Origin of the sequence: Streptosporangium sandarakinum, assembly GCF_013409935.1 — a bacterium.
Taxonomy (GTDB): domain Bacteria; phylum Actinomycetota; class Actinomycetes; order Streptosporangiales; family Streptosporangiaceae; genus Streptosporangium; species Streptosporangium nondiastaticum.
This window is the reverse complement of the sequence record NZ_JACCCO010000002.1, coordinates 856,435-877,348: the sequence shown is the minus strand read 5'-3', so window position 1 is coordinate 877,348 and position 20,914 is coordinate 856,435. Positions and strand designations below refer to the sequence as shown.

The window sequence follows — 20,914 nt, the reverse complement described above, 5'->3', positions numbered from 1 at the left end:
GCCGCCGGGCGCTGCTTTTTGCCCGCAGTGACACGCCCACTGCCGACTTTGTCCTACATGCAGTAGTTTCCCGGTATCCGGTCCATCGCAGAATGGACTGAGGTGCAGTTCGACTCGAAGAGAAGGATCCCCGCCATGACCACCGCTCAGAAGCTCAGCTTCGACGTGCAGCTATCCGACCACGCTCGCACCGCGGCCGAGCGCGAGCAGGTACTGGCGAACCCCGGATTCGGCCAGGTCTTCACCGACCACATGGTCCGGATCGACTACACCGAGGGCCGTGGCTGGCACGACGCGCGGCTCATGCCGTACGGCCCGCTGACCCTCGACCCGGCGACCGCGGTCTTCCACTACGCCCAGGAGTTCTTCGAGGGGCTGAAGGCGTACCGCCAGGAGGGCGGGTCGATCGTGTCGTTCCGGCCGCAGGCCAACGCCGCCCGGTTCAACCTCTCGGCGGGCCGGATGGCCATGCCCGAGCTGCCGGAGGAGACGTTCGTCGAATCGCTGGAACTGCTCGTCCAGACCGACCGCGACTGGGTGCCCACCACCCCCGGCCACAGCCTCTACCTGCGCCCCTTCATGATCGCCACGCAGCCGGCACTCGGGGTGAACCACCCGTCCTCGACCTACTCCTACATGGTGATCGCCTCCCCGGCGGCCTCCTACTTCGGCGGAAGCCGGCCCGTCTCGGTCTGGCTGTCCACCGAGTACACCCGCGCCGCCCCCGGCGGCACCGGGTTCGCCAAGTGCGGCGGCAACTACGCCGCCGCCTTCGTGGCCCAGCGCCAGGCCGTCGCGCAGGGCTGTGACCAGGTGGTCTGGCTCGACGCGAACGAGCACCGCTACGTCGAGGAGATGGGCGGGATGAACCTGTTCTTCGTCTACGGTGACCGCCTCCTCACCCCCGCCCTCACCGGCACCCTCCTGCCCGGCATCACCCGCGACTCGATCCTCACCATGGCCTCCGACCTCGGCCTGACCGCCGAGGAGGGGCGCCTGTCCATCGAGGAGTGGCAGGCCGGCGCGGAGTCCGGCGAGCTCACCGAGGTCTTCGCCTGCGGCACCGCCGCGGTCGTGACCCCGGTCGGCGCGGTCAAGGGCGCCGACCGCGCCTGGACGATCGGCGACGGAACCCAGGGCCCGGTCACCACCCGCATCCGCGAGGAACTGGTCGGCATCCAGTACGGCACCCGCCCCGACCCCTACCACTGGGTCCACAAGATCTGCTGAGAAAGCGTCCCGGGGTGGGCGGTGCGGCGATTCCCGTGCCGCCCGCCCCTTGTCCCGGAGTCGACCCGGTACGGGAGGGCCGGCGCGGAAAGCCGTGAGGAGCCCGGACCGCCGGACGTTCGTGACGTGGAAGCGGGCTCTGAAGGCGCGCCCCCGCCCGGGATTCGGAGGGACTCCCGTCAGTGTTCGCGAATCAGTTCTTCCTGATCACGGTGAGGCCGTCGGCCATGGGCAGCATGATCGAGGTGACCCGGTCGTCCGCCGTGACCAGGTCGTTGAACTCGCGCATCGCCCGGGTCTCCGCGTCGTCGGCGGTGGGGTCGGCGACCCGCCCGCCCCACAGCGTGTTGTCGGCCAGGATCAGCCCGCCGGGGACGAGCCGCTCCATCAGCAGCCGGTAGTAGACCGGATAGCCCGCCTTGTCGGCGTCGATGAACGCGAGGTCCACCCCCTGCCACGGCGGCAGCTCCGCGAGTCGTTCGGCGGCCGGGCCGAGTCGCAGCTCCACCCGGTCGGCGACCCCCGCCTTGTCCCAGTAGCGCCGGGCGACGTCCGTCCACTCCTCGCTGGCGTCGAAGCAGGTCAGCCTGCCGCCGGGGGCGAGCCCGCAGGCGATGCAGATGGAGGAGTAGCCGGTGAAGGTGCCCACCTCCACCACGTTCGCGGCGCGGCTGACCTGAGTGATCATCGTCAGGAAGCGCCCCTGGTCCGGGGAGACGAGCATGTTCGCGCCCTCGCCGGTCAGCTCGCGGGTCTCCATGGCCAGCGCGTCCAGGACGTCGTCGGGGAGCGTGGTGTGCGCCAGCAGGTACTGCCCGATCGCCGGGTCGATGTAAGTCGCCTTCATGGGGGCCATTCTTGCCGCTCACCGCGTTCCGACACCGGGAAAATGCCATGTCAGCGCGGCGCGTGTCCCGGATCGTGAGATGTATGTGTCAGATGGTGGTGGAGTACGGGTAGACTCCGAGGCACCATGTTCTACGGTCTGCTCATTATCGGCAGGCGCGCCGGCTGAAAAGGGACAACGCCGGCGCGCAGACCTCTCACGTCCGTGAGGGGTCTTTTTGTTTTCCGGGCTCCGTGGACCTTCGGGAGCCGGACGGCACGCGACGGATCGCCCGAACCCGCCCAAGGAGACTCGAATGACCGACGACCGGTTCCACGTGTACGACACGACGCTCCGTGACGGAGCCCAGCAGGAGGGCCTGAACCTCACGGTGGCCGACAAGCTGGCCATCGCTCGTCACCTGGACGACCTGGGCGTCGGTTTCATCGAGGGCGGCTGGCCCGGCGCCAACCCCAAGGACACCGAATTCTTCAGGCGCGCTCGAACAGAGCTGGACCTGAAGCACGCGCGGCTCGCCGCGTTCGGCGCGACCCGCCGGGCGGGCGTGAAGGCGGCCGACGACCCGTTGGTGGCCGCGCTGCGCGAATCCGGCGCGCCGGTCGTGACCCTTGTCGCCAAGAGTCACGACCGGCACGTGGAGCTGGCCCTCCGCACGACCCTTGAGGAGAACCTCGCGATGATCCGCGACACGGTCTCCCACCTTCGTGCGGAGGGCCAGAGGGTCTTCCTCGACGCCGAGCACTTCTTCGACGGCTACCGGTCCAACCCGGCCTACGCGCTGGAGGTCGTGCGCACCGCGGCCGAGGCGGGCGCCTCGGTGATCGCACTGTGCGACACCAACGGCGGCATGCTGCCCGACGAACTGGCCGAGGTCGTGCAGGCGGCGGTGGGGACCTCCGCCCGGATCGGCATCCACTGCCACGACGACACCGGCTGCGCGGTGGCCAACACCCTCGCCGCGGTCAAGGCGGGCGCCACCCACGTGCAGGGCTGCGCCAACGGGTACGGCGAGCGCTCCGGCAACGCCAACCTGTTCACCGTCGTGGCCAACCTGCAGCTCAAGCGGGGCTTCGACCTCGTCCCGACGGAGTCGCTGTCGGAGATGACGAGGATCGCGCACGCGATCACCGAGGTGACCAACGTCACCCCCAACTCCCACGCCCCCTACGTGGGCGTCTCGGCCTTCGCGCACAAGGCCGGGCTGCACGCCAGCGCGATCAAGGTGGACCCCAACCTCTACCAGCACATCGACCCGGCCCAGGTGGGCAACGACATGCGGATGCTCGTCTCCGACATGGCCGGCCGCGCCTCCGTGGAGCTCAAGGGCCGCGAGCTGGGCTACGAGCTGCCCGCGGAGACCTCGCGCGAGCTGGTGGACCGCGTCAAGGACCTGGAGTCGAAGGGCTACACCTTCGAGGCGGCCGACGCCTCCTTCGAGCTGCTGCTCCGCGACACCGTGGCGGGCCGCCGGACGCGCCACTTCACGGTCGAGTCCTGGCGGGTGATCGTCGAGCGGACCCGCGGGGCCGAGCTGGTCAGCGAGGCCACGGTCAAGCTGCACGCCAAGGGGGAGCGGATCGTCTCCACCGGCGAGGGCAACGGCCCGGTCAACGCGCTGGACAAGGCGGTCCGGCTGGGGCTGGAGCGGCTCTACCCCGAGCTGGCCCGGCTGGAGCTCACCGACTTCAAGGTCCGCATCCTGGAGGGCACGTACGGCACCGGCGCGGTCACCCGCGTGCTGATCACCACCAGCGACGCGGACGGCGAGTGGTCCACCGTGGGCGTCGACGAGAACATCATCGAGGCCTCCTGGCAGGCACTGGAGCAGGCCGTCACCTACGGGCTGTTCCGGGCGGGCCACGCCGCCGGCTGACCGGATCCGGGGCACGGTCCCGCGGGCCGTACCCCGGCCGGAGGCTCAGCGCAGGTCGGACCCGGAGACCTTGAAGCTCACCGCGCCCTCGGAGGTCCCCACGGTCACCTTGGAACCGGAGCAGGAGAACGAGGGCTTGTCGGCGCCCGGCACCACGACGGTGAGCACCGGGTCCGCCGACGCGGGGGAGACGACCGCCGGGGCGGGCTGCTTGTTGAGGTAGGCGGTGGAGACCCAGCCCTGGTAGGGGTTCCGCTGCCCGCGGATCACCTTCAGCCCGCTCACCGGCTTGCACGAGGGCATCGAGACCTGCGCCAGCGTGGCCTTCCAGCCCGCCTTGTCCTTGACCACGACGCGGCCGCCGGAGGCGGAGACGGTGGACAGCTCCGAGGCGAGATGCCAGGTGGTGGAGATCTTGGAGCCCTTGGGCGCCGTGTCCAGCACGGCCATCACGTCGCGTCCGTGGTTGACCAGCACCGAGCGGGTCCTCGGCACGCCGTAGGCCCGGTCGGTCAGCCGGTAGCTCTGCCGGTCCCCGCCGATGGACGACCTGCTCAGGGCGGTGGCCGTCCTCCCGCGGAACGGCCGTCCCACCACGGCCGGGGTGTTGTGCGCCTGCGGCGACATCGTCCAGCGGCGGTAGGTGTTCTCCTCGTAGGAGTGGAAGCCCACGTCCACCAGGACGTCGCGGCCCTGGGCGTAGTAGGTCACGCCCAGGTGGTCCTCGTGCCCGTGGTACTTCAGGCCGGGGCCGAAGCGGATGGAGTAGAACGCCGACTCGGGCTTGTCCCATTCGGTGCGCCCGTAGACGTAGCCGTTGCCGAACACCTTGACCTTCGTCTTGGGGTGGTCGTAGCCGACCGGCCGGACGTCCGCGCCGCCGTCGCCGATCGGGACCATGAACCCGTTCGGCTGGGTGGAGTGGGCGATGAAGGTCTCCAGCCCCTCCCACCGCTTGGCGATCTCGGCGGGGACCTTGAGGCCGCACGCCTTGATGTTGTCCATCGCGACCCTGAGCCGCTCGTGGACGTAGACCGCGTAGCGCGGCGCCTGCTCGCGCAGCACGCCCTGGGAGTCGACGTCCAGCTTGACCGTCTCGATCAGGCGCCGCAGGGCGAGGCCGGACCATTCGGAGCGCTTGTAGCGGCACCCGATGCCCAGCAGCGCGATGTCCTGGTCGATGCCGTGGTTGTGGCCCTTCTCGTACAGGCGGGGGTCGGACAGCACCGCGGCGTGCTCGGCCAGGCTCTTCGACAGCCAGGACTCCTGGACGTGCTTGCTGAGGCAGACCAGGGCGGGGGCGCGCAGCGCGACGGGGTGCTCCTGCCAGGCGTACGGGCTGGCCTTCGGGCCGCCGCGGCGCGGGTTGTCGGCCACCCAGTCCTTGGCGATCTCGGTGGCGCGGGTCAGGTAGGACCTGTCCCCGCTGGTCTCGTACTCGGCCACCAGCCGCCCCATCCAGCGCAGCGAGTGGAAGACCATGCTCCAGGAGCGGTTGCGGTAGGGGTCGGTGCGCCAGTTGACGTCCTTGCCGACCTTGACCGGCGGCAGGTCCAGGAACTCGACCTCGCCGTTCATGATGTCCGGCGCGGTCGGGGTGGCCGGGAGCCAGTCGCCCTGGCACTCGGAGGTGCGTTCCACCGCGGCCCGCGCCGGGCCGGTCGCCGTGCCGTAGCTCAGGAGGAGGACGGCGGAGAGGATGAGTGCTCTGGTGCGGCGGCGCACGCCTGTTCCTTCCGGGGCTGACGACGAGGGCGGATCATGCTGTCCGAATCCCACCAAACCGGTCAAGTTGGAAGGAGGGCTTTCAGGAGATCGTTAGCAACTAGATGCGCGCCGCGGGTTTGACGGCGGTTTCGGCGTCGCGCCCGCCCCGTCCGACCGGTCTCCCGGCCTCATCGGCCGCCTTTCCGGCCGGCCTCGTCACGCCCGCCCGCCTCGCCCGTCCGGCCTCGTCGTGCTCACCGGCCGCCCCGCCCGCGGACCGTGTCGCCGCCTGGTTCATGCTGGGCACATGCGACTCGCCGACATCGTGATCCCCGAGACCCCCGCCGCCCGCGCCGCGCTGGAGGTCGCCACCGAGTACTGCTCGCCCGCCCTGCTGAACCACTCCGTCCGCGCCTACCTGTGGGCGGCGGCCTACGGGGCGATGAACGGCATCGCCTTCGACGCCGAGCTGCTGTACGTCTCGGCGATGCTGCACGACATCGGCCTGGTCCAGGAGTTCGACAGCCACACCGTGCCGTTCGAGGAGGCCGGCGGCCACGTCGCCTGGGTCTTCGGCGCCGGGGCGGGGTGGCCCGTGGCGCGGCGGAGACGCGCCGCAGAGGTGATCGTGCGCCACATGTGGGACGAGGTGGACGTCGAGGCCGATCCCGAGGGCCACCTGCTGGAGCTGTCGACCGGCCTGGACATCTCCGGGCGGCGGCCGGAGGCGTTCCCCGCCGAGCTGCGCGCCGAGGTGCTCGGCCGTCATCCCCGGCTGGGCATCGGCGAGGAGTTCACCGCCTGCATAAAGGACCAGGCCGCCCGCAAGCCGGACAGCCTGGCCGCGGGCTTCGTCCGCAACGGCGTCGCCGGGCGGATCGCGGCGAACCCGCTGGACCGCTGAGGACACCCGGTCACCGGCCCGGAAGGACCGGGACGCTCAGGACCCCTGGCCGCCGGGCCGGAAGGACCGGGACGCTCAGGACCCCTGGCCGCCCGGGCCGGCGCTCTGGACGACCTCGAACGACCACAGCTCCGCCGCGGTGGCGGCCGGCGACTGCCCGTGCCCGTGGCCGGCGCCCTCCCCGTGCCCGTGACCCTGACCGGCCTCCTGCCCGTGGCCGTGACCGGCGCCGCCGCCCTCCCCGTGGCCCCCCTGGAACGCCCGGCTCTCGGTCCAGCGCCTGAAGTCGTCCTCGGAGCGCCAGCGGGTGTAGACCATGTAGCGGTCGGTGCCCTCGACCGGGCGGAGCAGCTCGAACCACTCGAACCCGTCGGCCGACTCGACCATCCCGGCGCGCGAGGAGAACCGGCGTTCCAGCTCCTGGCGCATCTCGGCCGGCACCGTCAGGACGTTTATCTTCACGACCGACACATCTTCTCCCTGGTGTTCGAGGTGTTGGCTGTGCCGGCCACTCTACGACCGGCGTCCCTCAGGCGACGGTCCGGCGGGGGCGTGGCGGCTCGGCCAGGCTCACCTTGGCCACGGCCGGGACGTGCTCGGTCTCCAGCACCTGGCGCATGCGCGGGACGGCCACCCCGCCGATCTGCTCGCAGATCGCGCTCATCGGGGTGGTCTCGTCGGCCGTCAGGCGCAGCCGTACGGCGGGGTGGGCGCTCGTGCCCGTCATGGCGGCGGTGACGTCGTGGATGGCCGGGTGCGCGCCGACCTCGGCCGCCATCGCCTCGGTCACCGTGTCCGCGCGGACGTCGGTGACGCCGCCCGGGCCGTGTTCCAGGCGGATGCCGCGCAGCCTGCCGCTGCGCCCCTGGACGATCAGCCAGCGCAGGCCGTACAGGGCGAGTACCACCGCGGCCAGGGAGAGCGCCGCCCAGCTCCACGGGGCGGTGCGGGCGAACCCGGCGCGCGTCGCGGGGCTGATCAGCGGTTCCGTGGCGGACGCCCAGCTCTGCGGGAGCAGCCGGGTGCCGCGGACGAGCGCGTAGACGCCGGCGGCGGTCAGCAGCAGCCCGATGATCAGCAGTCCCAGCCGGTTGCCCCGCGCGGTCTTCCTGTCCACCTCCGGCTCACCTCCCTCGCAGCCGCACGCTCACCGGATGGTCGTGCACGGGGGAGAGCTCCTCGATCCGCGCGTGTACGGCCTGCCGTACGGCCTCGGGAAGCCCGGACGTGTCGCGCAGCGTGGTGCGGGCGGTCACCCGCGCGGTCCTGCCGACCAGCCGCACCCGGGCGTGCTCGACGCCCGGCACCCGGTTCGCCGCGTGGGCCAGGGCGCCGGTGAACCCGCGGGGTCGCATGCCGACGATCAGATCCGGGTCGCCGGTCCTGACCGGGACCGTCCTGGTCCGGCCGGGGATGAGCGCGGACAGGACGAGCAGCAGGCCCAGCGCGGTGAGCAGGGTCGCGGCCCCCAGCGCCTGCGGGGACCGCCACGGCGTCGAGGCGGCCCAGGCGAACATCCGGTCGTACGGCACGACGCGCACCGGGCTGCCGAGCAGCGTGGAGATCACCTCCGTCGCGACCAGGCCGCCGACGGCGAGCATCAGGGCGGCCGTTATGACGGCGGGGACCACCCGGCGCGGGCGGAAGGCCCGGACGGCCGCCCGGTCGGCGGCCCGGTTCCGCGGGACCGGGCCGGCCGCGGACGGGCCGGCCGTCGGGGCCTGTTCCGGAGTTCCCGCGCCGGGTGCGGCGGTCGGGGCCTGTTCCGGGACTCCCGCGCCGGGTGCGGTCGTCGGGGCCTGTTCCGGGGTTCCCGCGCCGGGCGCGGGCGGCGTGCCCGGGGGAGGGGGCCCGGTGGGCGTTCCCCCGGAGGGCTCCGGTGGGACGGAGGGCGTGCCCCCGGGGACCGGGTCGGGCGGCCCCGGGGCGGAGGGGGCGGTCATGACGTGTCATCTCCCCGGGAAGGCACGAGGTCGGTCACGCCGATGTCGATGTGGCCGACGGAGAGACCGGTGAGGTCGTGGACACGGCGGGCGACGTGCCGCCGGATCTCCTCGGCGACGTGCCGTAGCGGGACGGGGTAGTCCACCGACACGTCCAGCTCCAGGACGGCGAGCTCGTCGTGCACGACGGCCTGGGTGCCGCCCGGGGTCAGCGCGCCGCGCTCGCGGACCCGGTGCACGTGCGGCACCTCCCCGGCGGCCTGGGCGGCGATGCGCGCCACCACCCGCTCGGGGATGTCGGTTCTGCCCCGCCGCTCGGGCGGCACGGCCGCCGGGGCGGGCCCGGCACGGGCCGGCTCCCGGGCGGGGACGCCGCCCGGCTCCGGGGGGACGTCCGCCGGAGCGGGCGGCGCGGACCCGGCCGGAGCGGTCATCTGTGCCTCTTGGACAGCTTGGACAGATCCACCGCGTCACCGTCGACGAGGCGACCGATGATCACTCCGACGGCGCCCAGGACCAGCACCAGCAGAAACGCGCCCAGTCCGCCGAAGGCCGCCGCGAAGCCCAGGGCCACGCCGGCGACCAGGCCGATGAACGACCAGATGGGAAACCCGTTCAACGTATACCTCCGATGTGGACGTTCACCGGGCGGCCGCCCACCAGCGGGGCGAGGGCGGCGCGCACGTCTTCGGCGATCTCCGGCAGCGGCCGTCCCGGCTGGACGACGATGGAGACCTCGACCTGGTCGTCCCGTACGGCGACGCCGGGCACCTTCTCTCCCGGCAGGTAGGTCGCCACCGCGCCGAACGGGCCGCCGGACAGTCCCGCGACGCCGGGGCAGTGCCGTACGGCGTCGGCGACCTCGTGGGCCAGCTCGCTCACTGGACGCGCGCCTCCTGCCCGCTCTCCTGCCCGCTCTCCTGCCGTTCCGGCTCGGGCAGGTGGACGTCGTCGACCCGGATGTTGACCTCGGTGACCTCCAGGCCGGTCATGCGCTCGACCGCCGAGATCACGTTGCGGCGCACCGAGCCGGCCAGGTCGGGGATGGCCACGCCATACTCGACCACGAGGTCGATGTCGACGGCGGCCTGCCGCTCGCCCACCTCCACGGCCACGCCCTGGGTGACGTTCCGGTCGCCGCCGCCGACCATGCCCCGGACCGCGCCGAGGGCGCGCGCGCCGCCGGCGCCCATGGCGTGGACGCCCTCCAGTTCGCGGGCCGCCATGCCGGCGATCTTCGCGACGACGCCGCTGTCGATGCTCGTGGTCCCCTTGGGCGTGATCAGGTCTCCGCCGGATCCCGGGTTGTCGGTCCGCGTCCGCGACGGCGGGGCGCCTTCGCCTCTCGGCCTGTTCGGCGTGCTCGCTTCGGTCACGTCGACTCCCTCCCCCTAGGGGAAGACCGCCTGCTTCCCCGACTATTGCCCATAAAGGGTGGTACCCCTCATAACAATAGAAATCCGGAGATAATGATTCTTGGGTGGATAATGGGAATTTGTGATTCATTGATTGCCATGGCTTTCCGGGGAAATGCCGGGCGGGATTCCCGGTGATCGTGCCGAGGTCCCGGCGGCCGGACGGCGACCGTCCGGGGGCCGTTCGGGGGTCGTCCGGGGGGCGGGGAGCGGTGGCGGTCCCGGGCGGCTCGCGGGCGCGACTAGCCTTGTCCTGTGCGTATCGCGAGGTTCTCCACAGGTGAAGGTGTCGGATTCGGGGTGGTCGAGGGCGGCCCCGGCGAGGAGTTCGTCTCCGCGATCTCCGGGCACCCGTTCGGTCCGATCCAGTTCACCGGCGAGCGCCACCCGCTCTCGCAGGTCCGGCTGCTCTCGCCGATGCTGCCCAGCAAGGTCGTGGCGATCGGCAGGAACTACGCCGACCACGCCCGCGAGATGGGCGGCGAGGTCCCCGAGGAACCGCTGATCTTCCTGAAGCCGTCCACCTCGGTGATCGGCCATGGGGAGGCCATCGCCTACCCCGTCGGGCTGTCCCGGCGGGTCGACTACGAGGGCGAGCTGGCCGTGGTCATCGGCAGGCTCTGCCGGGACGTGCCCGCCGAGCGGGCCCGCGAGGTCGTCTTCGGCTACACCTGCGCCAACGACGTCACCGCTCGCGACCTGCAGAAGAAGGACGTCCAGTTCACCCGGGCCAAGGGCTTCGACACGTTCTGCCCGCTCGGCCCGTGGATCCAGACCGTGCTCGACCCGGACGACCTCGCCATCACCACGACGGTGAACGGCGAGCTCCGGCAGAGCTCGCGCACCTCCAAGCTCATGCACGACATCCCGGCGCTGATCGCTCACGTCAGTGCGGTCATGACCCTGATCCCCGGCGACGTCATCCTCACCGGGACCCCCGAGGGTGTGGGACCGCTGGACGTCGGCGACGAGGTCAGCGTCGGCATCGAAGGAATCGGCACTCTCACCAACCGGGTGGTCTCCCGTGATTAGGGTTCGTTTCGCTCCCTCGCCCACCGGCATGTTCCATGTCGGCGGCGCCCGCTCGGCGCTGTTCAACTGGGCGCTGGCCGAGCAGTCCGGCGGCAGGTTCGTCCTGCGCATCGAGGACACCGACGCCGCGCGCAACCGGCCGGAGTGGACCGAGGGCATCATCTCGGCGCTGGCCTGGATCGGCATCCACGAAGACAGCCCGTTCTTCGAGGGCCCCTACTTCCAGTCGTCCTACGAGGAGCAGCACCGCGAGGCGGTGGCCAAGCTCGTCGCCGCCGGCCGCGCCTACCGCTGCACCTGTACCCGCGACGACGTCAAGGCCCGCACCGGCTCCGAGCACCGCGGCTACGACGGCTTCTGCCGCGAGCGGGGCCTCACCGAGGGCGCGGTCCGCTTCCGCACCCCCGACGAGGGCGTGACGGTCGTCGACGACCTCGTGCGCGGCAGGGTCGAGTTCCCCAACGACGCGATGGAGGACTTCGTCGTCGCCCGCGCCGACGGCTCACCGCTGTTCGCGCTGGCCAACGTGGTCGACGACATCGAGATGCGGATCAGCCATGTGGTCCGCGCCGAGGAGCACCTGTCCAACACGCCCAAGCAGCAGCTGCTGTGGGAGGCGCTCGGCGTGACCCCGCCCGTCTGGGCGCACCTGCCGGTCATCGTCAACGAGAAGCGCCAGAAGCTCTCCAAGCGCCGAGACAAGGTCGCCCTGGAGTCCTACCGCGACGAGGGCTACCTGCCGGAGGCGATGGTCAACTACCTCATGCTGCTCGGCTGGGGCCCCGGCGGCGACCGGGAGATCATGCCCTGGTCGGAGATGGTGCCGCTGTTCCGCCTGGAGGACGTCAACCCCTCCTCGGCGTTCTTCGACGAGAAGAAGCTGCGCGCCTTCAACGGCGAGTACATCCGGGCGCTGCCGCTCGACGACTTCATCGCCCGCTGCGAGCCGTGGCTCGCGCCCGGCTGGGACCGTGAGGTCTTCGCCGGGATCGCCGGTCTCGCCCAGACCCGCCTCGCGGTGCTGTCGGAGATCACGGCGAACGTCGACTTCCTCTTCCTGGACGAGCCCGTCTTCGACCAGGCGTCGTGGGACAAGGGGATGAAGACCTCCGCGCGGGAGATCCTCACCGGTTATCTCGCCCGGCTGGAGAAGTCCGACTTCGACCCGGAGTCGCTCAAGACCGCGCTGGAGGAGGTCGGCGCCGAGCACGGCCTCAAGCTCGGCAAGGCGCAGGCCCCGGTCCGCGTGGCGATCACCGGCCGGACCGTCGGCCTGCCGTTGTTCGAGTCGATCGAGGCGCTGGGCCGCGAGCGCTCCGTCGCCCGCCTCCGCGCCGCCCTCACCCGCCTGGAGGGCTGAACCCCTCCCGGACTCCGGGGGAGGGCCGCCTTCCGGGCCTTTCCGGAAAGGACCTCTCCCGGGCTCCCGGGAAGTACGCCGGCGCCCGGACGCGACCCCGCGTCCGGGCGCCCGCCGTATGCGAGGGAGGCTCACGCCGCGGCGATCGGCTCCTGGAGTTCGGTCACCCACCCCCGCGGATCATCGGGGCATTCGAGGTAGAGCTCCCGGGCGTAGCCGGCCGAGCGGTGACCGCTCGTCTCGATCCAGTGGGTCAGCGTCTGGGCCGTGGGCATGATGTCGTCCATCGGGCCGCGGTGCACGATGGTGGCGGCCCGCTCGATCGGGGGCAGGTTCACGACCGTCAGGCCGTGAGCGTCCGCGGGGTCGGCCGCGACCGGCATGGCGGCGTGGACGAGGACCGCCTCGCCGTCCGGGACGTCCTCGTAGTAGGCGATGCCCGGCCCCGCCGGGGTCACGCCCGCCCGCTCCAGCCTGCGGCAGAGCTCGTCGAAGAGCGGCCCGACCACCGGGCCGACGTCCTCGGGCCGGTAGCTCGCGGCGGTGCCGCTCAGCTCGGCCACCCGTACGGCCGGAATGCGCTTGACCACCACGTCGTCGGTGTTCATGCGTCCCTCGCTTTCGATCGTCCGGAGCCTCGCCTCGATCTGGGCCAGCCGGGCCGCGGTGGCCGCCAGGGCCGCCTCCAGCTCCGCCCGCCGCAACCGCAGCATGCCGCGCAGCTCCTCGGTGCTCACCGGCTCGTCCACGATCGCCCGCACCTGCTGGAGGGTGAATCCGAGGTCCTTCAGGGCGATGACGCGGTTGAGCCGGGCGAGCTGGCCGGCCTCGTAGAAGCGGTAGCCGCTGGACGGGTCGATGCGGGCAGGGCGCAGCAGTCCGACGGCGTCGTAGTGGCGCAGCATGCGGACCGAGACGCGGCCGTGTCTGGCGAAGGCTCCGATGGTGAACATGGTCCTCCCACTCCAGGGCCTCACATGGTGTCAGGGTCAAGCCTCCCTGATCTCCGGCTCCGGAGCGGACCCGGTGCCGGAGGGGACGTCCGTTCCGCCCCCCCGGCGGCGCCGGGCGCGGGGCCCGGCGCCGCCGGAGGGTCAGTGGAGACGGCCGAACAGGGTGACCCACTGGTCCGGGTGGACGTGGGCGACGACGCTGTCCGGGTCGAGGCCGGCCTCGGCGAAGGCGGCGTCGACCTCGGCGGCGGGATGACGGCGGCGCAGCGAGGCGCGCAGGGTGCCGCCGAGCCCGCTGAAGCCGAGCTCGACCAGGTCGCGGTAGGCGGCCATGGCCTCCGGCGGCAGCAGGCCGGCGGGCCTGCGCCGGATGCGCAGGATCGCCGAGTCGACCCCGGGGACCGGGCGGAACGCGGCGCGGTCGATCACGCCGTGCAGGTGCCAGGTGTGGCGGGGCCAGCTCGCCACGGTGAGCATGCTCCACCTGCCGTAGTCGCCGGTGCGTTTGCGGGCGTACTCCAGTTGGGTGACGAGCGTGGCCGAGGTGAGGTTCCTGGCTCGCAGGCACCAGTCGACGATGCGCGCGGTCACCGCGTAGGGGATGTTGCCCACGACGGCGAACGGCTCGGCGGGCGCCCCGGCGGCGGTGAAGTCGCCTCGGACGACCTCGATGCGGTCGTCGTCGCGGGTGCGTGCGGCCAGCCTCCCGGCCAGCAGCGGATCGATCTCGTAGGCGATGACCTTTCTGCAACGGTCGGCCAGGGCACGGGTGAGGGGGCCCTCTCCCGCGCCGGGTTCGAGGACGAGGTCCCCGGGCTCCGGCGCGGCGGCGGCGACGACGCGGTCGATCTCGCGCGGGTCGATCATGAAGTTCTGCGAGAGGACGCGCCTGGCCTGGTCGCGGCCGGTTCGCCCGCCGCCGTCGGCCCTGACCTTCTTCTGGGTGTGTGAATGGTTTCCGTGTGCGAATGAACGCGCCACAGCGTTTCCGCCCCTTCGGGGTCCGAGAGATGGATCGGGTCTCGGAAAGCCCTGGGCGCACGCGTGCGGACGCGCGTCGTCGTGAGATGCGGAGCGCGCGTCCTAGCGGGCCAGGGCCCGGGTGGCGCGAGGCCGCTTGACCAGGCCCACCCGGAGGTGGGCGAAGCACAGTGCGTGGTTCATGAATCCAGGTTAGGGAGGGCCGCAACCGATTTTCCGGCGGGAAATCGGGCGGCGGCGAGCACTGCGACGAGGACGGCGGCGAGGGTGGTGCCCGCCGCCATGGCCAGCCAGACGCCGGTGACGCCGAGCGCCGCGCCCAGCGCGTGGGCCAGGCCGAGCTGTACGGCGAAGCCCGCCAGGGTGGCGGCCAGCACCCGGCCCCCGCGCCCGCTCGCCTGCATCGTCCCGCCCGCGGCGATCAGCGCGCCGAACGGGACGAGGTGGAGCGTCATCCACCGCAGGAAGTCCACGGTCCCGGCGGCCACCGCCGCGTCCGAGGTGAACAGCCCTGCCGCGGGCACGGCGACGGTGTTGAGCACGGCCGCCACGACCCCGCCCGCGGCCAGGCCGAGGGACGACGCCGGACCCGCCCGGCCGGACCGGGCCGTCTGGATCATCGCGGCCTGCCGGAGCGCGTAGAAGGCCATCACCCCGGCCAGCATGATCTTGGTGCCGGTGCCGTACGCGGCCAGCGGTGTGACCCCGAACCCGCCGACCAGTTCCACCATGAGCATGCCGACCAGTGACCGCGCCAGGAAGTCCCCGGACATGGGCAGGCCGGTGCGGACGATCTCCCCGGCGTTCCCGGCCCCGCCCGTCCTCACGACCCGCACGGTGTCCACGTCGTCCGGACGGCGCGCCCGCGCCGGCGGTCCGGAGGCCGCGTGGCGGGAGAGACGCCGGGAGAGGAGGGTCAGCGCGACGCCGAGGGCCACGGCGCGGGCGGCGACGGTCGCCGCCGCGGCCCCCTGGACGCCCATGCCGAGGCCGTAGACGAACAAAGGGTCCAGCGCGATCACCAGTGCGTTGCACAGCAGCGCGGTGCGCATCGGGGTGGCGGTGTCACCGAGGCCCTTGAAGATCCCGTCGGTGAGCGTCTGGGCGTAGAAGACCGGCAGGCCGCCCAGGGAGATCAGGAAGAAACCGGCGGTCAGCCGGGCCGTCCCGGGGTCCTCGGTGAACAGCCGGGCCAGCGGCTCGCGCAGCAGCACGCCGGGGACCGCCACCGCCAGGCTCACCGCCCCGCCCAGCAGCCAGGCCGTACGGACGACCGGCCCGAGCGGCTCCCGGCCGTCGCGCCTGCCGACCGCGACGGTGGTCCCGGTGGAGACGGCGAGCACGACGCCGAGGGCGAGGTTCTCGGCGGCCGTCGCGATCGTCACCGTCGCGACGGCCGGACCGCCCAGGGGGGACACCCAGAGCAGGTCGATCAGACCGACCGCGACCACCGCGGTCAGCAGCTCCACGTAGACGGGCAGGGCGAGGCGGAGCAGCTTCATCTTTACCTCTTTTCGAGCTATCTCGCTTAGAGGTATAGCGTTACGATGCGCCCATGGCAAGCGGTGATCTGACCCTGTCGATCCTCGGCCTGCTCGGGCGGGGACCGATGCACGGCTACGAGCTCAAGGCCCGCATCCACGGGCTGAGCGGCCACCTCCGCCCGGTCAGCGACGGCGCGCTGTACCCGGCGATCGCCCGCCTGGAGAAGAAGGGGCTCGTCGAGCGGCACGAGGAGGAGGGGGCGGGCGCGGCCCGCCGTCAGGTCCTCACGCTGACCGAGGCCGGCCGCCGCGAGCTCCTGCGGCGGCTCCGCGAGCCCGCCGACCTCGACATCAGCGACCAGGCACGGTTCTTCGGCCTGCTCGCCTTCCTGTCCCAGCTCCGCGACCGCGAGGCGCAGGCCCGGGTGCTGCGCCGCCGCCTCGCCTTCCTGGAGACGCCCGCCAGCTTCTTCTACGAGGACGGCAGGCCGCTGCGGGCCGAGGAGGTCGGCGACCCGTTCCACCGGGGCATGCTCGTGGTCGCCCGTGCGATGAGCGCGGCGGAGAGGGAATGGCTCCGGGAGGCCGTCGCGGAGCTGGAGTCCGCGCCCGCCGGGGCCCGCCCGGAGTGACCCGGGCGGGCGTGAAGCGTGCCCTGGAGCCCCCGGTACGGCCCCGCCCGGCTGGAGGCGCCGCGGGGCCGTACCGGGGCGGACGGGCCGCTACGCCAGGCCGCGGCGCTCCAGCAGGGGCTCGATGCGCGGGTCGCGGCCGCGGAAGGCGCGGAAGGCCTCCATCGCGTCCTTGGCGCCGCCGACCGACAGCAGCGCGGAGCGGAAGTGGTCGCCGTTGGCGCGCACCAGGCCGCCGTTCTCCTTGAACCACTCGACGCTGTCGGCGTCCAGCACCTCGCTCCAGATGTAGGAGTAGTAGCCGGCGCTGTAGCCGCCCGCGCCGCTGGAGAAGATGTGCGCGAAGTAGTTGGTCCGGTAGCGCGGCAGGACCAGCTCGAAGGCGATGCCGGCGCGCTCCAGGGCCGCGGCCTCGAACGCCTCGGCGTCCTCGACGGTCTCGCCCGGGGCGAGCTTGTGCCAGGCCCAGTCGAGCAGGGTCGCGGCGAGGTACTCGACGGTGGCGAAGCCCTGGTTGAACTTCTCCGCGGCCTGCATCTTCTCCACCAGCTCCGCCGGCACCGGCTCGCCGGTCTCGTGGTGCCTGGCGAAGTTGGCGAGGATCGACGGCCAGGTCGCCCACATCTCGTTCACCTGCGAGGGGTACTCCACGAAGTCGCGCGGCACCTCGGTGCCGGAGACGCGGGGGAAGCGCACGTCGGAGAACAGGCCGTGCAGAGCGTGCCCGAACTCGTGGAAGGCGGTGACGACCTCGTCGAAGGTCAGCAGCGTCGGGCCCTCGGCCGGCTTGGTGATGTTGAGGTTGTTCATCACCACGGGCAGCTCGCCGAACAGATGCGACTGGTCCACGAGGTTGTTCATCCAGGCGCCGCCGCGCTTGGTGGGCCGGGCGTAGGGGTCGAACACGAACAGGCCCAGCTCCGAGCCGTCGGCGTCGGACACCTCGAACACCCGGACGTCGGGGTGGTAGCCCCGCAGGTCGTCCCGCTCGGCGAAGCGCAGGCCGTACAGCTCGCCCGCGGCGTGGAAGACGCCGTCGCGCAGCACCCGGTCCAGCTCGAAGTAGGGGCGCAGCTCGGAGCCGTCGAAGTCGTAGCGGGCCTTGCGCACCTTCTCGGCGTAGAACGACCAGTCCCACGGCTCGATCGGGAAGCCGGCCTGCTCGCTCAGCGCCTCGGCCTCGCGGCGGGCGTTGGCCACCGCCGGGCCGACCAGCTTGCCGAGCATCTCCTCGACGGCGTCGGTGGTCTTGGCCGTCTGGTCGGCGACGCTGTAGGCGGCGTGGTTCGGGTAGCCGAGCAGGGCGGCCCGCTCGGCGCGCAGCGCCGCCATCTTCGCCGCGAGCCCGAAGTTCTCCGGGGCCCGGCCGGTCGACAGCTCGTACAGCCTGCGGCGGGTCTCCCGGTCGGTCAGCTCGGCCAGCGCGGGCTGGTTGGTGAAGTTGAGCAGCGGCAGGACGTACTTCCCGTCCTTCTCGATCGCCTTGAGCGCGGTCTCGGAGAGGCCATCGAGCTCCTTGGCGTCCTCGACGACCAGCGCCGAGGCGGTGGTGGCGGCCAGCAGGTTCTGGGAGAAGGCGGTGCCGAGCGTGGACAGCTCCTCGTTCAGCTCGCTGAGCCGCTCCTGCTCGGCCTCCGACAGGTCGGCGCCGGCCCGGACGAAGTCCACGCGGTACTTCTCCAGCAGCCACGCCTCCTCCGGGTCGTCGGTGACGACCTGCTTGAGCCGGGCGTACAGGGCGCGGTTGAGGTGGATGGCGTCGCCGTGCTTGGTCAGCCGGGGGGCGATCTCCTTCTCGATCTCCCGGACGGCGTCCGTCGCGTGCGAGGAGGCGACGCTGAAGAAGACGATCGCCGTCCGCTTCAGGACCTGGCCGGAGCGCTCCAGGGCCTCGACGGTGTTGGCGAAGGTCGGCGCGGCGGGGTCGGCGACGATCGCGTCCACCTCGCGGAGCTGCTCGGCCATGCCGTGCTCGAAGGCGGGCAGGTAGTGCTCCTCCTTGATCTCGGCGAACGGCGGGAGCTTGTAGGGCAGGGTGCTTGGGGCGAAGAAGGGGTTCTCAGCCACGGCGCGGGCTCCTCATGTGGGGTTCTGTTCTGCCCCAGCAGCGTTACACACCCGACCGGTGGAGGCCATGCCGGTGTCACACGATCGGGTGCCCGATCAGGCGCGGGCCAATCGTTTTGGTCTCCGCGCCCAACCTGGGCTATTCTTTCGGAGTCGCAAGCGAGCACCGCAAGGAGCTCAACCGCGGTGGGGTATGGTGTAATTGGCAACACGACTGATTCTGGTTCAGTTATTCTAGGTTCGAGTCCTGGTACCCCAGCTGCGTCTTCCTCTCGAAGGCGCCGCGGATTTGGTTCCCCCCAAATCCGGCGACAGTGTCTCGGTCCCGTCGTCTAGTGGCCTAGGACGCCGCCCTCTCAAGGCGGTAACGCCGGTTCGAATCCGGTCGGGACTACCACACTGTCAAACCTGCAAGGCTCCGTCGTCTAGTGGCCTAGGACGCCGCCCTCTCAAGGCGGTAGCGCCGGTTCGAATCCGGTCGGGGCTACATCGGTGAAACCCCCGGAAGCAATGGCTTCCGGGGGTTTTCTGCGTTCCGGCTCCCTCTCCCGCGATCGTGTCCTTGCCCGGAGGTCGAGGCCCCCCAATAATTGGAGAGTGCCACTATCCAATTGGAGATGAAGATGATCACCTTGCTGGTGGACGGCCGGGAGGAGAAGGCCGACGGGCTCGTCGTGCCGCACGGGACGACGATCCTCGGCTGGGAGCGCAAGCCGCACGGCTGGTGCAGGGGCGAGGCGTGCGTCCCCGCCTTCCGCGCCGCGTCCGCCGAGACCGGCGACGGTGTGGACCTGGTGAGGTTCGCCGAGCTGCTCGGCCGCCGGGCGGTCGCCGACGAGGAGGAGGGCGTGGTCGCGATCGGCGAGGCCGCCGAGACCGCCCCGGACCGGGCGCCGGACTTCCCGGAGCTGACCGCGCTGCGCGGCACCAAGGTCGCGCTGGTCTTCTGGGCCTCCTGGTGCGGCTGCCGCTACGACCTGCCCGCCTGGGACGCCCTCCACCGCGAGCTGGGCGGGTACGGCTTCAGCCTGCTCAGCGTCTCCCTCGACCGCGATCCCGCCGACGCCGCCGAATGGCTCGCCGACGTCGCGCACCCGGCGGTGGTCGACGCCGACGGCCGGATCGCCGAGCTGTACAACGTGATCAACGTGCCGACCGTGGTCTGGGTCGACGAGGAGGGCCGGATCGCCCGGCCGCAGGACACCATGACCGCCACCGACACCTTCCGGTCGATGAACGGGCTGTCGTCCGAGCGCGCCGTCGCGGCCCTGCGCCGCTGGGTGGTGGACGGCGACGCCGGGGCGACGACCCGGAGGCTGCGTCCCCCCACCGACGAGGAGCGCCTGGCCCGGCTGCACGGGCGCCTGGCGGCGTGGCTGCTGCGCCGCGGGCGCGCGGAGGCCGCCCGGCGCCACCTCGACGAGGCCGCCGCCCTGGCCCCTCACGACCTCGCCGTCCGCCGCGGCCTGATGCCGCTGGCCGGCGTCGACCCGTTCGGAGAGGAGTACTTCCGGCTCCGCGAGGAGCTGGAGAGCAGGGGCATCGCGATCTACCGGCCGCTGCCCGACTGGCAGGGGGAGGACGTGTGAGCGTCGGATGGCTGGCCTCGCCGGCCACCGTCGTGCTGGCGCCGATGCTCGCCGTGCAGGGGATGCGGATCCGGCGCGGGATACCCCGGCTCCCCGAGGCCGCGGGGCCGCGCACCGGCGTGGCCGGCGGGGCGGTCGTGGTACCGCCCGCGGGGGTCTCCGAGTCGCCGGGGGCCGAGGGAGCCGCGGGCACCTCGTCCGGCGGGGCGGCGGGGCCGGTGTTCCGGCTGGCCGTGCTGGGGGAGTCCACCGCGGCGGGCGTGGGCGTCGCCACCCACGACGAGAGCCTGGCCGGCTTCCTGGCCCGGGGGGCGGCCGCGCGCACCGGCCGCCCGGTGCGCTGGCAGGTGGCCGCCAGGAGCGGCGTCAACACCCGCACCACCACCGCCGAGCTGGTCCCGCTGCTGGAACCCGCCGACGTCGTGGTGGTCGCCCTGGGGGTGAACGAGCTGCTGGAGCTCAACCGGCCGCGCAGGTTCCGGGGCGAGCTGCGGGAGCTGGTGGCGGCGGTGCGCCGGAGACTGCCCGGGGTGCCGATCGTGGTGGCCGGCATGCCGCCGGTCGGGAGGTTCCCCGCGCTGCCCCAGCCGCTGCGCGCCGTACTGGGCCTGCGGGCGCGGGCACTGGACCACGTCATGCGCGACGTGGCGCGCGGCGCCGAGGGGGTCGTCCACGCCACCGCGGAGGTGCCCGTCGAGACGGCCGGGTTCTTCGCCTCCGACGGTTTCCATCCGTCGGCGACCGGCTACCGGCACTGGGCCGAGGCGCTGGTCCAGGCTCTGCCGGATCCACCGGGGTCGCCGGCCGCGGGCTGAGGGGCGCACCGCCCTCCGCGCCGCCTGTCGCGCCGCCCTCCGCACCACCCGCCGCATCGCCGTACGGCACGGCCGACCGGCC

At 72.3% G+C, this 20,914-nt stretch carries 21 protein-coding genes and 3 tRNA genes; 11 read left to right on the top strand and 13 right to left on the bottom strand.

Annotated features, from left to right (window positions below; genetic code table 11):
* Positions 1-135 precede the first annotated feature (135 nt).
* Complete coding sequence (locus HDA43_RS22515; RefSeq protein WP_179824878.1) at positions 136-1,230, top strand: branched-chain amino acid aminotransferase; 1,095 nt, start codon at positions 136-138, stop codon at positions 1,228-1,230.
* Positions 1,231-1,423: 193 nt separating this feature from the next.
* On the opposite strand, the gene HDA43_RS22510 is transcribed toward HDA43_RS22515, so the two are convergent.
* On the bottom strand, positions 1,424-2,077 hold the full coding sequence (locus HDA43_RS22510; protein ID WP_179824876.1) for an O-methyltransferase: 654 nt from the start codon (positions 2,075-2,077) through the stop codon (positions 1,424-1,426).
* 295 nt (positions 2,078-2,372) lie between these two features.
* Between HDA43_RS22510 and cimA the strand changes: the two genes are divergently transcribed.
* Entirely contained in the window at positions 2,373-3,950 is a 1,578-nt protein-coding gene (cimA, locus tag HDA43_RS22505) for a citramalate synthase (protein WP_179824874.1), read from the top strand.
* Positions 3,951-3,995: 45 nt separating this feature from the next.
* On the opposite strand, the gene HDA43_RS22500 is transcribed toward cimA, so the two are convergent.
* On the bottom strand, positions 3,996-5,675 hold the full coding sequence (locus HDA43_RS22500; protein ID WP_179824872.1) for a heparinase II/III domain-containing protein: 1,680 nt from the start codon (positions 5,673-5,675) through the stop codon (positions 3,996-3,998).
* A gap of 289 nt (positions 5,676-5,964) precedes the next feature.
* Between HDA43_RS22500 and HDA43_RS22495 the strand changes: the two genes are divergently transcribed.
* A complete protein-coding gene (locus HDA43_RS22495; RefSeq protein WP_179824870.1) occupies positions 5,965-6,561 on the top strand; it encodes an HD domain-containing protein in 597 nt (198 codons plus the stop codon).
* 75 nt (positions 6,562-6,636) lie between these two features.
* On the opposite strand, the gene HDA43_RS22490 is transcribed toward HDA43_RS22495, so the two are convergent.
* The 7 genes from HDA43_RS22490 to HDA43_RS22460 form a co-directional block, all read right to left on the bottom strand.
* Positions 6,637-7,032, bottom strand: coding sequence for an antibiotic biosynthesis monooxygenase family protein (locus HDA43_RS22490; RefSeq protein WP_179824868.1), 396 nt, complete (start codon positions 7,030-7,032; stop codon positions 6,637-6,639).
* Between the two features lie 58 nt (positions 7,033-7,090).
* Positions 7,091-7,678, bottom strand: coding sequence for a hypothetical protein (locus tag HDA43_RS22485; protein ID WP_179824866.1), 588 nt, complete (start codon positions 7,676-7,678; stop codon positions 7,091-7,093).
* 7 nt (positions 7,679-7,685) lie between these two features.
* Positions 7,686-8,162 (bottom strand): DUF6286 domain-containing protein, encoded by a 477-nt coding sequence (locus HDA43_RS22480; protein ID WP_179824864.1) that lies wholly within the window; start codon positions 8,160-8,162, stop codon positions 7,686-7,688.
* A gap of 338 nt (positions 8,163-8,500) precedes the next feature.
* Entirely contained in the window at positions 8,501-8,938 is a 438-nt protein-coding gene (locus HDA43_RS22475) for an Asp23/Gls24 family envelope stress response protein (protein ID WP_179824861.1), read from the bottom strand.
* On the bottom strand, positions 8,935-9,123 hold the full coding sequence (locus tag HDA43_RS22470) for a hypothetical protein (RefSeq protein ID WP_179823443.1): 189 nt from the start codon (positions 9,121-9,123) through the stop codon (positions 8,935-8,937). The genes HDA43_RS22475 and HDA43_RS22470 overlap by 4 nt, the downstream gene beginning before the upstream one ends.
* The gene (locus tag HDA43_RS22465; RefSeq protein WP_179824859.1) at positions 9,120-9,386 is read right to left on the bottom strand and encodes an Asp23/Gls24 family envelope stress response protein; all 267 of its coding nucleotides are present in this window, start codon (positions 9,384-9,386) and stop codon (positions 9,120-9,122) included. The genes HDA43_RS22470 and HDA43_RS22465 overlap by 4 nt, the downstream gene beginning before the upstream one ends.
* Entirely contained in the window at positions 9,383-9,880 is a 498-nt protein-coding gene (locus HDA43_RS22460; protein WP_179824857.1) for an Asp23/Gls24 family envelope stress response protein, read from the bottom strand. Before HDA43_RS22460 ends, HDA43_RS22465 begins: the two co-directional genes overlap by 4 nt.
* A 294-nt stretch (positions 9,881-10,174) precedes the next feature.
* Between HDA43_RS22460 and HDA43_RS22455 the strand changes: the two genes are divergently transcribed.
* A complete protein-coding gene (locus HDA43_RS22455; protein WP_179824855.1) occupies positions 10,175-10,951 on the top strand; it encodes a fumarylacetoacetate hydrolase family protein in 777 nt (258 codons plus the stop codon).
* 28 nt (positions 10,952-10,979) lie between these two features.
* Positions 10,980-12,311 (top strand): glutamate--tRNA ligase, encoded by a 1,332-nt coding sequence (gene gltX / locus HDA43_RS22450; RefSeq protein WP_218912524.1) that lies wholly within the window; start codon positions 10,980-10,982, stop codon positions 12,309-12,311.
* A 131-nt stretch (positions 12,312-12,442) separates the two neighbouring features.
* On the opposite strand, the gene HDA43_RS22445 is transcribed toward gltX, so the two are convergent.
* The 3 genes from HDA43_RS22445 to HDA43_RS22435 form a co-directional block, all read right to left on the bottom strand.
* Complete coding sequence (locus HDA43_RS22445) at positions 12,443-13,264, bottom strand: MerR family transcriptional regulator (protein WP_179824851.1); 822 nt, start codon at positions 13,262-13,264, stop codon at positions 12,443-12,445.
* Between the two features lie 141 nt (positions 13,265-13,405).
* Positions 13,406-14,131: an ErmE/ErmH/ErmO/ErmR family 23S rRNA (adenine(2058)-N(6))-methyltransferase gene (gene erm / locus HDA43_RS22440; RefSeq protein ID WP_218912523.1), complete on the bottom strand. Its 726-nt coding sequence runs from the start codon at positions 14,129-14,131 to the stop codon at positions 13,406-13,408.
* Between the two features lie 293 nt (positions 14,132-14,424).
* Positions 14,425-15,747 (bottom strand): MATE family efflux transporter, encoded by a 1,323-nt coding sequence (locus HDA43_RS22435; RefSeq protein ID WP_179824847.1) that lies wholly within the window; start codon positions 15,745-15,747, stop codon positions 14,425-14,427.
* Positions 15,748-15,800: 53 nt separating this feature from the next.
* Between HDA43_RS22435 and HDA43_RS22430 the strand changes: the two genes are divergently transcribed.
* Positions 15,801-16,361 carry a PadR family transcriptional regulator gene (locus HDA43_RS22430; protein ID WP_179824845.1) on the top strand — a complete coding sequence of 187 codons (561 nt, stop codon included), beginning with the start codon at positions 15,801-15,803 and terminating at the stop codon, positions 16,359-16,361.
* Positions 16,362-16,451: 90 nt separating this feature from the next.
* Here the strand turns inward: HDA43_RS22430 and HDA43_RS22425 are convergent, their stop codons facing one another.
* Entirely contained in the window at positions 16,452-18,428 is a 1,977-nt protein-coding gene (locus HDA43_RS22425) for a M3 family metallopeptidase (protein ID WP_179824843.1), read from the bottom strand.
* Between the two features lie 187 nt (positions 18,429-18,615).
* Here HDA43_RS22425 and HDA43_RS22420 point away from each other — a divergent pair.
* From HDA43_RS22420 to HDA43_RS22400, 5 genes are all read left to right on the top strand, one after another.
* Positions 18,616-18,687 (top strand) — tRNA-Gln (locus HDA43_RS22420).
* Between the two features lie 62 nt (positions 18,688-18,749).
* Positions 18,750-18,825, top strand: a tRNA-Glu gene (locus tag HDA43_RS22415).
* A 17-nt stretch (positions 18,826-18,842) separates the two neighbouring features.
* Positions 18,843-18,915, top strand: a tRNA-Glu gene (locus HDA43_RS22410).
* A gap of 130 nt (positions 18,916-19,045) precedes the next feature.
* Positions 19,046-20,017, top strand: coding sequence for a TlpA disulfide reductase family protein (locus HDA43_RS22405; RefSeq protein ID WP_246424485.1), 972 nt, complete (start codon positions 19,046-19,048; stop codon positions 20,015-20,017).
* A complete protein-coding gene (locus HDA43_RS22400; RefSeq protein ID WP_218912365.1) occupies positions 20,014-20,832 on the top strand; it encodes an SGNH/GDSL hydrolase family protein in 819 nt (272 codons plus the stop codon). Before HDA43_RS22405 ends, HDA43_RS22400 begins: the two co-directional genes overlap by 4 nt.
* The last annotated feature ends 82 nt before the right edge of the window (positions 20,833-20,914 follow it).